12 protein-coding genes, 3 tRNA genes and 3 rRNA genes are annotated in these 12812 nt (G+C 34.6%); all 18 read right to left on the bottom strand.

What is annotated here, in order from left to right:
• The coding region (locus DYH56_RS15150) for a GTP-binding protein (protein WP_233500051.1) at positions 1 to 196 on the bottom strand (196 nt) is incomplete at its 3' end.
• Between the two features lie 134 nt (positions 197 to 330).
• Positions 331 to 415, bottom strand: a tRNA-Tyr gene (locus DYH56_RS15145).
• A 72-nt stretch (positions 416 to 487) separates the two neighbouring features.
• Positions 488 to 1420: a radical SAM protein gene (locus tag DYH56_RS15140; protein WP_114643703.1), complete on the bottom strand. Its 933-nt coding sequence runs from the start codon at positions 1418 to 1420 to the stop codon at positions 488 to 490.
• A gap of 15 nt (positions 1421 to 1435) precedes the next feature.
• The gene (locus DYH56_RS15135; RefSeq protein WP_114643702.1) at positions 1436 to 2401 is read right to left on the bottom strand and encodes a gluconeogenesis factor YvcK family protein; all 966 of its coding nucleotides are present in this window, start codon (positions 2399 to 2401) and stop codon (positions 1436 to 1438) included.
• 127 nt (positions 2402 to 2528) lie between these two features.
• Positions 2529 to 2948, bottom strand: a complete 420-nt coding sequence (locus DYH56_RS15130) for a hypothetical protein (protein WP_114643701.1) — start codon at positions 2946 to 2948, stop codon at positions 2529 to 2531.
• 10 nt (positions 2949 to 2958) lie between these two features.
• Positions 2959 to 3591 (bottom strand): L-threonylcarbamoyladenylate synthase, encoded by a 633-nt coding sequence (locus DYH56_RS15125; protein WP_114643700.1) that lies wholly within the window; start codon positions 3589 to 3591, stop codon positions 2959 to 2961.
• 98 nt (positions 3592 to 3689) lie between these two features.
• Positions 3690 to 4649, bottom strand: a complete 960-nt coding sequence (locus tag DYH56_RS15120; RefSeq protein WP_199533054.1) for a ribose-phosphate diphosphokinase — start codon at positions 4647 to 4649, stop codon at positions 3690 to 3692.
• A gap of 5 nt (positions 4650 to 4654) precedes the next feature.
• Positions 4655 to 6004, bottom strand: a complete 1350-nt coding sequence (glmU, locus tag DYH56_RS15115; protein ID WP_114643698.1) for a bifunctional UDP-N-acetylglucosamine diphosphorylase/glucosamine-1-phosphate N-acetyltransferase GlmU — start codon at positions 6002 to 6004, stop codon at positions 4655 to 4657.
• Positions 6005 to 6249: 245 nt separating this feature from the next.
• Positions 6250 to 8007 carry an NADH-dependent [FeFe] hydrogenase, group A6 gene (locus tag DYH56_RS15110; RefSeq protein ID WP_114643697.1) on the bottom strand — a complete coding sequence of 586 codons (1758 nt, stop codon included), beginning with the start codon at positions 8005 to 8007 and terminating at the stop codon, positions 6250 to 6252.
• A 34-nt stretch (positions 8008 to 8041) separates the two neighbouring features.
• Positions 8042 to 9829 carry an NADH-quinone oxidoreductase subunit NuoF gene (locus DYH56_RS15105; protein WP_114643696.1) on the bottom strand — a complete coding sequence of 596 codons (1788 nt, stop codon included), beginning with the start codon at positions 9827 to 9829 and terminating at the stop codon, positions 8042 to 8044.
• Between the two features lie 18 nt (positions 9830 to 9847).
• The gene (locus DYH56_RS15100; RefSeq protein ID WP_114643695.1) at positions 9848 to 10069 is read right to left on the bottom strand and encodes a hypothetical protein; all 222 of its coding nucleotides are present in this window, start codon (positions 10067 to 10069) and stop codon (positions 9848 to 9850) included.
• A gap of 208 nt (positions 10070 to 10277) precedes the next feature.
• The gene (locus tag DYH56_RS15095) at positions 10278 to 10757 is read right to left on the bottom strand and encodes an NADH-quinone oxidoreductase subunit NuoE family protein (RefSeq protein WP_114643694.1); all 480 of its coding nucleotides are present in this window, start codon (positions 10755 to 10757) and stop codon (positions 10278 to 10280) included.
• Between the two features lie 636 nt (positions 10758 to 11393).
• Positions 11394 to 11909, bottom strand: coding sequence for a J domain-containing protein (locus DYH56_RS16425; RefSeq protein ID WP_114643693.1), 516 nt, complete (start codon positions 11907 to 11909; stop codon positions 11394 to 11396).
• A gap of 231 nt (positions 11910 to 12140) precedes the next feature.
• A tRNA-Ala gene (locus DYH56_RS15085) sits at positions 12141 to 12216 on the bottom strand.
• 8 nt (positions 12217 to 12224) lie between these two features.
• Positions 12225 to 12341 (bottom strand): 5S ribosomal RNA (gene rrf, locus DYH56_RS15080).
• 4 nt (positions 12342 to 12345) lie between these two features.
• Positions 12346 to 12421: transfer RNA gene (locus tag DYH56_RS15075), tRNA-Asn, on the bottom strand.
• A 10-nt stretch (positions 12422 to 12431) separates the two neighbouring features.
• Positions 12432 to 12548, bottom strand: a 5S ribosomal RNA gene (gene rrf / locus DYH56_RS15070).
• Between the two features lie 138 nt (positions 12549 to 12686).
• A 23S ribosomal RNA gene (locus DYH56_RS15065) occupies positions 12687 to 12812 on the bottom strand; the annotation flags it as partial.

Below are 12812 nucleotides of genomic sequence, written 5' to 3'. Positions count from 1 at the left end.
CTGTGTTTATAGTGATTCCTCTTTCTCTTTCTTCTGGTGCTTGGTCGATGTTAGCGAAATCTACTGCTTTAGCTAATCCTAAATCAGATAATACTTTTGAGATTGCTGCTGTTGTTGTTGTCTTTCCATGGTCTACGTGACCTATTGTTCCAATATTTACATGCGGTTTACTTCTGTCAAATTGCTCTTTTGCCATTGTTAAAGCCTCCTAAAAATTTAATTTATTTTTGAATTTATATTATGACCCCATGGCCTAATTCACTGTCTTAAAAAAAAAACCTACACCCTTCCCTTAAGTATTTACTTCAAGAAATTTGTGCAGCTTTAAAATGGTGGTTGGAGAAGGATTTGAACCTTCGAAGGCTGAGCCGGCAGATTTACAGTCTGCTCCCTTTGACCACTCGGGAATCCAACCACGAGTATTTTATATCTCTCACAGAGATACGACTTATTATATAAAATAATACAATTTTTGTCAATTATTTTTTTAAGATTTTATATAGATTTGGTCATTTTCAATAACCACCTTTACCTTCCCTTCTTTTTGCAGAATATTTAAATATTTAAATAACTCTACCTCATTTCTTTGGAGTAATTCAACCATCTCATGGATACTATACTTTCTTTTGGTGAGCATATTTAAGATAAGTTTTTCTAATTTTTCACTGTATTTGGGAAGTTCTTCCCTGGAGGTATATTTTTTTATGATCTCCACCGAATCTAAACCACGACTTATAAAAAAATCCTTAATCTCAGACAATCTTTTCATGGAAGCCGGCTTTATCTCCCTTATGGCTCCCGGTCTGGCCAGGGTATTCAGCTGAATTGTAGTTATCTTTTTATCTTTCAGATATTCCACAAATTTTTCCAGCTCCTCCACACCGTCATTTATCCCCTCCACTATGAAGATCTCCAGGTATACTTCCTTTTTAGTTGCCGATAAAAATCTAGTCATCCCATCCAGGATGTTTTTAGCAGATAAACCTTCTATAGGTCTGTTTATCCTTTTAAATACATCCTCTGATATGGCATCTAAGGATGGAATGATCAGATCTGCTTCCTCCAAAGCTTCCCTTACATCTAAGTTGTTTAGGAGGGTAGAATTAGTTATCACTGCTATTTTACCGCTATATATCTTTCTTATTTTTTTTATGATTATACCCAGATCTTTATTTAATGTCGGCTCTCCGCTTCCTGAAAAAGTTATATAATCGGGAGTCAGATTTTTCAATATATCTTTAACTTCCCTTATCAATCTATCTATATCTATATAGCTGTCTCTCATATTATAAAATTTAGTTGTAGATCCGCACTCACAATAGATACAATCCAAATTACATGTTTTAGGCATGACCAGATCCACCCCTAGAGAAACTCCTAATCTTCTGGAAGGTACCGGTCCAAATATATATTTATACAATCTTATCCCCCTTTTTTACAGTTTTATCTTTCCCAATACCAATGAATATATAGTTGAAGCTAATTTCAATGGATTGTGTCTTACAGTCTTATTTTCACTTATCTCAATTAACGGTTCCTGAATTATTTTAAGGGAATATTTTTTTAGATTTTCCAAATCTATCTTTATCTCCTTAACATCCTGTTCTTTATATTTTTTCAAAATATCATTTGGTATTTTTTTACTATTCACTATGACCGAATTAAAAAATTCTACCCCTACATGGGAGTATATGGCTTTAATATGATCTCCTACACTATAACCTGCAGTCTCTCCAGGCTGTTCCATTGCATTGGATACATATATTTTATGAGCCTTTGATTTCACTATGGCATCTTTTATCTCCTCTATGATTAAATTCGGCATGATACTGGTATAGAGACTTCCAATCCCTACTATAACCATATCTGCCTGTTCAATGGCCGACACAGTCTCCCTGACTGCCTTGGGTTTTTTATCAAAATATACTCTTTTTATTCTTTTGTTTACGGCCGGTATCTTAGATTCTCCCGCTACTATTTCACCGTCTTCCATCTCTGCTAGAAGAGTGCAGCTGCTGGAAGTAGCCGGCAATACCGTCCCCTTTATATTCAATACTTCATTCAATGCCTTTATTCCGTCAACTATATTCCCTTCCATGTTTATCATAGCTGTCAGCATAAGATTACCTATTGGATGACCAGCTAAATCACTGGTCCCGCCAAACCTGTAGTTTAGGAGCTCTTCTCCCTTACTTTCAAATTCACTGAGCGCTATCATAACATTTCTTATGTCTCCCGGAGCCGGAATATTAAATTCTGTTCTTAGTCTCCCTGAAGACCCCCCATCATCTGCCACTGTAACAATTGCAGTTATATCCAATGGGAAATATTTTAATCCTCTCAGCAAATTAGAGAGACCGGTTCCGCCGCCTAGTACCACTATTTTTGGTTTATTTTTCATAAGTCACCTCTTTTTTATTTTACCCATTATAAGTATAGCACAAGATTATTCTATATAAAACAAGAGGCAATTAAATAAAATTTAACTGCCTCCTGTTTTATATTTTAATTTTTTAATCTACTTTAATTTACTTTAACTCTTCCAATAAACTTCTATTGGATTTAATCATAGTTTTCACCATTAATTTATTGATAATTTGGTACCACTTATAGGTCATCCCTTCCATACCTTTAACAGAATCTACTACCATTTTCTTTAAAAATTCTAATTCATCAAAACTCATTTTGATTTCAGTCACGGTCTTTTTAGCGCATTCAGCTTTTAAGTACGTTAAAAAGTCTAATACACCTTTCATTTGAGGATTATTTTCAGAACCCATTTGTTTTTGAATCTCTTCTACAAATTTACCTAAAAACTTTTTATTATGCTTAGAGATCTTTACAGTATACTTTCTTTTCCCTTTTCCTATTCTCTGCATAGCATTTTGGATACCCATCATACCTGACATATTTCTCATTTGCATTCCATTCATATTTTGCCCCTTCATATTCCCTCCATTATTCCACTTTCCCGATTATTTTTTCTATATCTATTCGTGTGATGTGACCCTCCCGTAATATCTTAGGAGTACCTCTCATATCGATTATAGTTGATTCCACTCCCTTAGGTGTTTCATTATCATCTACCACTATATCTACTCTAGACTTGATCTCTTCACTGAGTTCATCATATGATCTAGGGCTGGGTTCCCCTGATATATTGGCACTTGTGGTAGCTAATATTCCCCCGCAGCTTTCTATAATTTTTATAGAAATTTTATGATTCGGAACCCTTACCCCTACACTGGTACCGTTAGATACCATATTAGGAGGTATTATCCTCTTTTTATCTAAAATTATTGTCAGCCCGCCAGGCCAAAATTTTTCTATTAATTTTTCTACTTTTTCTTTATTGAGTTCATTTATTATAGCTACTTTTTCTAGATATTTTCCATCACTCAAAAGAGCTATCAAGGGAGATTTCCCGTCTCTTTCCTTCACTTCATAAACCTTATCCAATGATTTTTTCATATGAATACTTGCTCCCAATCCATATACTGTATCGGTTGGATAAATTATTAGAGCCCCATTAGCTACCATATTTGAAATTTTTTCATAATTTAATTCACTGTTCTCAAATATTTTTTTCATAACTACCTCTTTTTTTTATGACATTTATTTAATATTTTATCATATTTCCTCACGATGGTAAAGAAAAAAGGAAGCCCATGGGCTTCCTTTTTTTTTAACTATTTTTTTATTTCAAATAATTCACTGATTGATTTATATTCGATTACTCTTCTTATTCCTTCAGCAAATAATTTATCTACAGATAAAATCTTAATTTTAGAGATTTTCTTCTCTTCAGGTATCTCGATAGTATCTGTGATTATAATCTTCTTAAGCGGAGATGCTTCCAATCTTTCCATTGCAGGTCCTGAGAATACTGCATGTGTACAACATGCATAAGAAGCTACCGCTCCCATATCCATGATGGCTTGTGCTCCATTAGTGATAGTTCCAGCTGTGTCTATCATATCATCTATAAAGATGGCTGTTTTCCCCTCTACCTCTCCTATTATGTTCATGATCTCTGACATATTAGGTTTTGGTCTTCTCTTGTCTATGATTGCGATCTTACAATCCAACCATTTAGCTAATTCTCTGGCTCTTTTTACCCCACCGATATCTGGAGATACTACTACTACGTCATCTCCTTTTAATCCATGTTCGATAAAGTTTCTTGCTAAAAGTGGTAACGCCTTAAAGTGATCTACTGGAATATCGAAGAATCCTTGGATTTGGTTGGCATGTAAATCCATAGTCATTATTCTTGTAGCTCCTGCTGTCGTAAGTAAATTAGCCACTAGCTTAGATGTAATAGGTTCTCTTGGGCTGGCTTTTCTATCCTGTCTGGCATACCCATAATATGGCATAACTACAGTAATTTCTTTAGCTGAAGCTCTTTTTAATGCATCGATAAATATTAATAATTCCATTATACTTTCATTTACCGGCTCTGTTGTTGGTTGAATTACGAATACTTGACAACCTCTAACAGTCTCATTGATCTTAGTAAGAACTTCTCCATCTGCAAATCTAAGTATTTCCGATTGACCCATTGGTATTCCTAAATTTTCTACTATTTTGTTTGCTAAACTAACATTTGATGTCCCAGTGAAAATCTTTACATTCTTGGCATTTTTAATCATGGTTATTTAGTCCACTCCTTCTTAATAATCTGTCTCCCCCTAGCCACTGCTAATGCTCTAGCAGGTACATCCTTAGTAATTACAGATCCAGCTCCTATTACCGCTGAATCCCCTATATTTACAGGAGCTACTAATTCAGTATCACTTCCAACAAATACATTCTTCCCTATTACTGTTTTATGTTTATTAACCCCGTCATAGTTACAAGTTATGGTTCCTGCTCCTATATTGGTATTCTCACCTATTTCAGCATCTCCTAAATACGTTAAATGCCCAGCCTTAACGCCTTTTTCTAAGACACATTTTTTTGTCTCCACAAAATTTCCTATATGCACCCCTTCTTTTAAGTGGGTCTTGGCTCTTAAATGAGCAAAAGGTCCTATAGTTACCTTATCCTCTACTATTGATTCCTCTATTACCGAAGACTCTATCCTTACATTCTTTCCTACTTTAGAGTCAATTATTCTTGTATTTCCTATTATTTCACTGTTCTCTCCAATAACTGTTTCTCCCTGAAGAAATGCTCCTGGATGAATAACCGTATCTTTACCTATTTTTACGCTTTCTTCTACATAGGTAGTTTTGGGATCTATTAAAATTGCTCCTTCTTCCATGAGAGCGATATTTTTTCTCATTCTTAACACTTCTTCCGCCTGAGCTAACTGTACCTTAGAGTTAACACCCAGTATTTCCTCATTGTCCTCCAAGATGAAACTTTCCACGACTTCTTTTTGCCCTACCTGGATTTTTATTACATCTGTTAAATAATATTCCCCCTGGGCATTATTGTTGTCCATCTTAGACAGGGCTTCAAATAATTTTTTACTGTTAAATACATATACACCTGCATTTACTTCTTTTATAGCCTGTGTCTTCTGATCCGCTTCTTTTTGCTCCACTATGGCTTTTACTAAACCATCTTTTTTTACTATCCTTCCATATCCAAAAGGATTTTCATAGACAGATGTTAAGATAGTTGTAGCTGCCTTGGCAGCTGTGTGTTTATCATAGAGTTTTTTTAAAGTTTCCGGTCTCAATAAGGGAGTATCTCCACATACTACCATTACATCACCATCATAATCTTTCAACAAATCTTCAGCCATCATTACTGCATGACCCGTTCCAAGCTGTTCCTCTTGAACAACATAGGTATTTTCAGCTCCTGCACTTTTTAAGACAACTTCTTTTTTATGTCCTAATATCAATATGTTTTTTTCCACTCTCAATTCATTTAATATATTCATTATTTTTTTTACCATAGGTATTCCATTTACTTTGTGAACAACCTTTGGTAAATCAGAATTCATCCTTGTACCTTTCCCTGCTGCTAATATAAGTGAAATTAATTTCATCTATCCACCGCCCCTTGATTTATTACCTAAGAGTATAGCATAATTGTTGATTTTTTTCAATTCTTAAAGCTGTACTTCACATTTTAATATTTTGATCATTCACACTCTATTTTTAACGATTCTATACTTTATCATTACCACTTTCACTCTATTTATACTTAATAACGACACATTTATTCTGCTGAAATTTAATATGAATTTAAAGCAATACGAAAAAAGTCAGCGAAATTCGCTGACTTTTAATTTTATACTTTTTGTTTTGGAAAATATTTAGTATGTAATAAGTCATGAGCTTTATGACTCATTGGTTTATCTAAATGTTTTTCATAAAGATCTTGTACAAACTTATTTTCATGAGATTTTCTCATAGTTTTGTTATCGTCTATATTTTGAAGGCCTTCTGCTCTTCTAGTAACTACACTAAAGTCACCATGATGGTAAGGTTGTCCACCTCCACCTACGCATCCACCTTTACATGCCATTATTTCTATAGCATGGTAATTAGCTTCTCCTGCTCTTATCTTATCTAACATCGTTCTAGCTTCTCCTAAACCATGAGCTATTCCGATGTTAAGATCCAAGTCCCCTACCTTTACTGTAGCCGATCTAAATCCTTCAAATCCTCTTAATGCTTTAAAGTCTAAGTTTTCTAAAGTTTCTCCTGTCACCCATTCATACGCAGTTCTAACAGCGGCCTCTATTACCCCACCAGTTCTACCGAATATATCAGCTGCTCCAGATGATTCTCCCAATGGATTATCAAATTCAGAAGTTTCTAATAATGTTAAATCTATATTAGCCTGCTTTAATAACTTAGCTAATTCTCTAGTTGAGATAGAATAATCCACATCTGGATTTCCATCCACTTTAAACTCGTCTCTAGAAGTCTCATATTTTTTAGCTAAACATGGCATTACAGATACCACAATAAGGTCTTCTCTAGAGATTCCCTCTTCCTTAGCCCAGATTCCTTTAGCAACTGCACCGAACATTTGTTGAGGTGATTTAGCTGAAGATGGTACATCTAACATATCTTGATAGTTATGCTCAAAGAATTTTACCCATGCCGGGCAGCAAGAAGTCAATAACGGTAATTTTACGTCCTTGTCTCCTCCTAAGAATCTTTCTAATCTATCTTTAAATTCAGAAGCTTCCTCCATTATAGTAAGGTCAGCAGCCCAGTTGGTATCGAACACTTGATCGAATCCCAATTGTCTAAGTCCTGTTACCATTTTTCCAGTTACATTAGTTCCAGGCTCTTCCCCGAATTCCTCACCTAAAGCTACTCTTACTGCTGGAGCAACCTGAACTATTACTTTTTTCTTAGGGTCAGCCAGATCTTTTACCAGCTTCCAAGTATGATCATTTTCATGGAGAGCTCCTACCGGACATACAGCTACACACTGGCCACAGTAAGTACATACACTGTCTTCTAAATTTTTCTCAAATGCTGTGGCAACTACCGAGTCAAATCCTCTGTTTACTCCAGATAAAACCCCTACAGTCTGTACATCATTACACATAGTTTCACATCTTCTGCACATGATACACTTATCCATATCTCTTATGATAGAAGGTGAATAGTCAGGTCTATATGTAGACATCTCTCCTTCAAATCTTACCTCTCTTACACCTAATTGAACAGCTAAATCTTGTAATTCACACTCTCCATTTTTAGAACATGATAAACAGTCCTTAGGATGATCTGATAACAGAAGTTCCATTATAGTTCTTCTTTTTTGCATTACATTCATTGTATTGGTTTTTACTACCATTCCTTCATGAACTGGTGTAGCACAAGAAGGCGCTAAATTTCTTCTTCCCTCTACCTCTACAACACATATTCTACATGATGCACAATCATTTTTATAATCATTTTCACCCATTTGTAAATGACATAATGTAGGAATAGAAATTCCTAATGATTCAGCAGCAGAAAGTATCGTCGCTTCCTTGGGAACTGCTATTGATTTACCATCTATGATAACATTTATTAATTCCATTGGCTTTTTACACACTCCCTTTTGATTAAAATTTTTATCCTCTGTCTATAGCTCCAAATTTACACTTATCATAACAAGCTCCACACTTGATACATTTTTCAGTATCAATTACATGCATTTCTTTAACCTTTCCTGCGATACAGTTAACCGGACATACTCTGGCACACGCTGTACAACCAATACATTTATCGTTGATTGAATAAGTTAATAAATCTTCACATGATCCTGCAGGACATCTTTTATCTTTTACATGGGCTACATATTCATCCCAGAAATTATTTAAAGTTGAAAGAACAGGGTTAGGAGCAGTTTGACCTAATCCGCATAATGATGTATCCTTTATAGTTTCAGATAATTCTTTTAATAACTCAAGGTCTTTCATAGTTCCATTTCCTTTAGTTATCTTTTCTAACATCTCTAATAATCTCTTGTTTCCAATTCTACATGGTGTACACTTTCCACAAGATTCTTCCACTGTAAACTCTAAATAGAATTTAGATACAGCAACCATACAGTCATCTTCATCCAGTACGATCATTCCACCAGATCCCATCATAGATCCGATAGCTGTCAGCGAGTCAAAGTCAATTTTAACATCCAAATCTTTTTCAGTAAGACATCCACCAGATGGTCCTCCTGTCTGAACAGCCTTAAATTTCTTACCGTTTCTGATTCCCCCACCGATCTCAAAGATTACCTCTCTAAGGGTAGTTCCCATAGGTACTTCTACTAATCCTACGTTATTTATTTTTCCTGCTAGGGCGAATACCTTCGTTCCAGATGATTTTTCAGTTCCTATACCTTTATACCATTGCCCGCCATTTAAGATGATCTCTGGAATATTAGCAAGAGTTTCAACGTTGTTTACATTTGTTGGTTTTCCCCAGTATCCTGATTCAGCCGGGAATGGAGGTTTTGAAGTAGGTTCTCCTCTTTCTCCTTCCATAGAATGGATAAGTGCAGTTTCTTCCCCGCATACAAATGCTCCAGCTCCGTATTTAATCTCGATATCAAAATTAAATCCTGAATTTAAGATATTATCTCCTAACATCCCGTATTCTTTTGCCTGAGCCATTGCTTTTTTCAATCTGTTTATAGCTAATGGATATTCAGCTCTTATGTATACCAATCCTTTAGTTGCTCCAGTAGCATATCCACATATTGCCATTGCTTCAATTACAGAGTGGGCATCTCCTTCCAGGATAGATCTGTCCATGAACGCACCGGGATCTCCCTCATCGGCATTACATACTACATATTTTTGATCTGCAGCATTATTTAATGCGAACTGCCATTTTAAACCTGTAGGGAATCCTCCTCCCCCTCTTCCACGAAGACCAGATAACTTCATCTCATCGATTACTTCTTGCTGGCTCATCTCTGTCAATACCTTACCTAATGCCTGGTATCCTCTATTTCCAAAATACTCATCTATGTTCTCCGGATCGATTAATCCACAGTTTCTAAGAGCTATTCTCTGTTGTTTTTTATAGAAATCCATATGATCAGAATCTTCTACTCTTTTTTTCGTAACAGGATCTCTAAATAATAAAGTCTCTATTTTTTCCCCTTTAATCAGATCTTCTTCCACTATTCTCGCAGCATCCTCAGGTTTTACCTCTACGTAAAATGTATTGTCAGGAACAATCTTTACAATTGGTCCTTTTTCACAAAATCCAAAACATCCTGTTTTTATTACCTGTACATCCTCGGTCATACCTTTTTCTACCAGTAAGCTTTCTATATTCTCAGCTATTGTTCCAGCTTTTGATGATAAACAGCCTGTCCCTCCACAAATTAGGACATGTTTCTTATAAGCCATCAATTCTACCTCCTAAAATTAGTGATTACATCTTTTTGTACCGTTATTATCGACTAAAAACTCCTCTATTTCAGAAGTGTCTTTAAGGTATTTTTTTACAAGTCTGATAGCTTCTTTGGAATCTACATTTCCAAAAACTACATTTCCCTTATTTGGAATGATTATTTCTAAACTTGGAAATTCTCCTCCATACCCTAAAAATTCTGTTTTATACAGAGCTATATTTTCTATATCTTCCATTTCAATCAAATCAACTATAGATTTTATAACTAAGTCGGTGTTTTTTATTGCTGTTTCATCTTTCGACGATACCCCTACCTTTATCTTAATTACATCCTCTGAATCTTTTCATTTTTTTCTGATTTTTATTAATTCTTCGCATTCTTTTGCCTTTTTTAATAATTCTTCCATTGAAGTTATCTTTTTAGACATCTTTGAACCCCCCATCTTAATTATATTTTGCTAACAGTCCTTCTATATCACGGGCTTCATCTTTACCAAATACATCTTCACCAACTAATACAACAGGTGCTAATCCACAAGCTCCTACACATCTTAAAGCATCTATTGAATATAATCCATCTAGCGTTGTTTCCCCTGCTTTAATTCCTAGTTTATTCTCTAAATCTTTTAATACTTTATCTGCTCCTCTTACGAAACAAGCTGTCCCCATACAGACTGAGATAGGAAATTTCCCCTTAGGAGTCATTGTAAAGAACGAATAAAAACTTACCACTCCATATATTTTAGCTAAAGGTAATTCCAGTCTATCGGCTACAAATTCTTGAATCTCCATTGGAATATATCCAAATATTTCTTGAGCCTTATGCAGGACCGAGATTAGTGCTCCCTCTTTTTCAGGTAATCCAATTATAAATTCATCTAATTGGTTAAAACATTCTTGTTTTAGCGTGTTTTTACAAGACATTTTGTTCCTCCTTCTGATCATAAATAAATTATGGTATACATAATTCTTTAGTTATTAATTTCACTTTACAATGACATTATATCGTATTTCTACTTTTTTGTTAAGCTTTTTTACATCAAAGTGTTTGCAAAACAAACGGTTCAACCTATATTTGGAACTTCAAACTAAAAAATGCTTAAATTACGGTCATTCAAAACTCAAAATCTAAATAACTCTGAAATCTAAAAGAAATCTGTCCTCCCCCTTTTAAATCGCGATGTTTTATTTTTAAAAAAAATTCTTCATTTTTAAAATATCAATCTATGACCATTTTACTAAACATTTAAAACAAAATTTGTCCTTAATTCTTATACCGATATTCTTTTAAAATTCCTTTTTTCTTTTCTCTTAAATTTGAATTAAACTTTTAATCTTATTTTTTTTATAATTTCCTAAGGAAATTATAATTTTTTTAATCTATATTTTAGCTATTTTTTTCCATAAACAGCTTCGATTTCATACTATCCACTCATTATTTTCAGCACACTTACTCATTAAGATGTCGGTATCTTCCGCTGTTCCCGACAAAATATCAATTAATTTTCTAAAAAAAAATAAGGACTACTACAACCTAATGCAGTAACCCTTATTGTGTTTTTATTTCAAATTTTCATATGCTTCATTTATTTCTTTAAACTTCGCTTCATATTTACTTCTCATTTCCTCGTCTAAGTTATTAGCTTTATCTGGGTGATATTTTCTTGCCATCCCTCTATAAGCTTTCTTTATTTCTTCTGGACTTGCATCCTTACTTACCCCTAATTCAGCATAATATTTATCCTTATTTACAACATAACCAGGATGGCCGCCATGTGTTTGTCTTTGGTAGTTTCCACCAGTTGCATTTCTGAAAAACTCTTCAAAATCTTGAGTATTCCCAGAATTTGTATTTTTATAATAATATGTCCTTGTGGTTCTTCGTGGTTGTTTTTTTCCAAATATCGCCCTCAATACAATTAATATTATAATAAGTGGTAAAAATGTAACAAAAATTGACCCAAAAAAGAAAATTATCACTGAAACTATTGCTATTACCGGTAATGCTCTTAAAGTATTTTTTAATCCTGTAAATAACAGCGACATGGCAGCTATAAACATTAATATATAAATCATTTTTTTTATTCCTCCTAGATTCCTCTCAAGCCTTTTTCAAACTCAAAGATCTCATCACAATTTTGAACAAGTAAATTCCACATCTATTCCTTTTAACCCTTATAAAATTTACCTTTTAACCCCTTAATCCCAATTCATAACACATCTAGTATCTAATTATTATACCTCTATTTACAAAAAGTGTCAAATATATAAAAAAACCAGGAAATAAATCCTGATTAAAATTTTATTTGGTGGAGATAAGCGGGGTCGAACCGCTGACCTCCGCAGTGCAAGTGCGGCGCTCTCCCAACTGAGCTATATCCCCAAAGTTGAGTTTAGCAAGTTCCTATCCTCCCAAGGGGCTGCCCCCTAAGTACTTTCGGCGTTTATGGACTTAACTTCTGGGTTCGGAATGTAACCAGGTGTATCCCCATAGCTATTCTTGCTAAACATATGGCGCTTCTTGCAGGACTTGAACCTGCGACAACTCGATTAACAGTCGAGCGCTCTACCAACTGAGCTAAAGAAGCATCTTGAAAGACTTGGCAAGTTCCTATCCTCCCAAGGGGCTGCCCCCTAAGTACTTTCGGCGTTTACGGACTTAACTTCTGGGTTCGGAATGTGACCAGGTGTACCCCCGTAGCTTTTCTTACCAAGCTAACTATCTTAACAAATTTTTCAGCGACGAATTAAATTCATCACAAAATTTCGTTAGATATACTTTCTTATGAATGTTGTACATTCAAAACTATATAATAATGTTTTTTTAATTAACTCTCTAAAATCATTTTGCTTTAGGTTAAGTGTTCGTCATATTAGTATTGGTCAGCTAAAGACTTCACAGCCCTTACACCCCCAACCTATCAACCTCGTAGTCTCCAAGGTGACTTATCAATGATAGAATACTTATCTCTGAGTTGG

Source organism: Psychrilyobacter piezotolerans (assembly GCF_003391055.1).
GTDB classification, from domain to species: domain Bacteria; phylum Fusobacteriota; class Fusobacteriia; order Fusobacteriales; family Fusobacteriaceae; genus Psychrilyobacter; species Psychrilyobacter piezotolerans.
This window is presented reverse-complemented; position numbering and strand designations above follow the sequence as displayed.

Excerpts from the sequence above, each read along its gene's own strand:
- glmU (WP_114643698.1), bottom strand. The coding sequence starts at position 6,004 with ATGAAATTAATTTCACTTATATTAGCAGCAGGGAAAGGTACAAGGATG.
- DYH56_RS15100 (WP_114643695.1), bottom strand. The coding sequence starts at position 10,069 with ATGGAAGATATAGAAAATATAGCTCTGTATAAAACAGAATTTTTAGGG.
- DYH56_RS15095 (WP_114643694.1), bottom strand. The coding sequence starts at position 10,757 with ATGTCTTGTAAAAACACGCTAAAACAAGAATGTTTTAACCAATTAGAT.
- DYH56_RS15110 (WP_114643697.1), bottom strand. The coding sequence starts at position 8,007 with ATGGAATTAATAAATGTTATCATAGATGGTAAATCAATAGCAGTTCCC.
- DYH56_RS15105 (WP_114643696.1), bottom strand. The coding sequence starts at position 9,829 with ATGGCTTATAAGAAACATGTCCTAATTTGTGGAGGGACAGGCTGTTTA.
- DYH56_RS15125 (WP_114643700.1), bottom strand. The coding sequence starts at position 3,591 with ATGAAAAAAATATTTGAGAACAGTGAATTAAATTATGAAAAAATTTCA.
- DYH56_RS16425 (WP_114643693.1), bottom strand. The coding sequence starts at position 11,909 with ATGATTTATATATTAATGTTTATAGCTGCCATGTCGCTGTTATTTACA.
- DYH56_RS15135 (WP_114643702.1), bottom strand. The coding sequence starts at position 2,401 with ATGAAAAATAAACCAAAAATAGTGGTACTAGGCGGCGGAACCGGTCTC.
- DYH56_RS15130 (WP_114643701.1), bottom strand. The coding sequence starts at position 2,948 with ATGAAGGGGCAAAATATGAATGGAATGCAAATGAGAAATATGTCAGGT.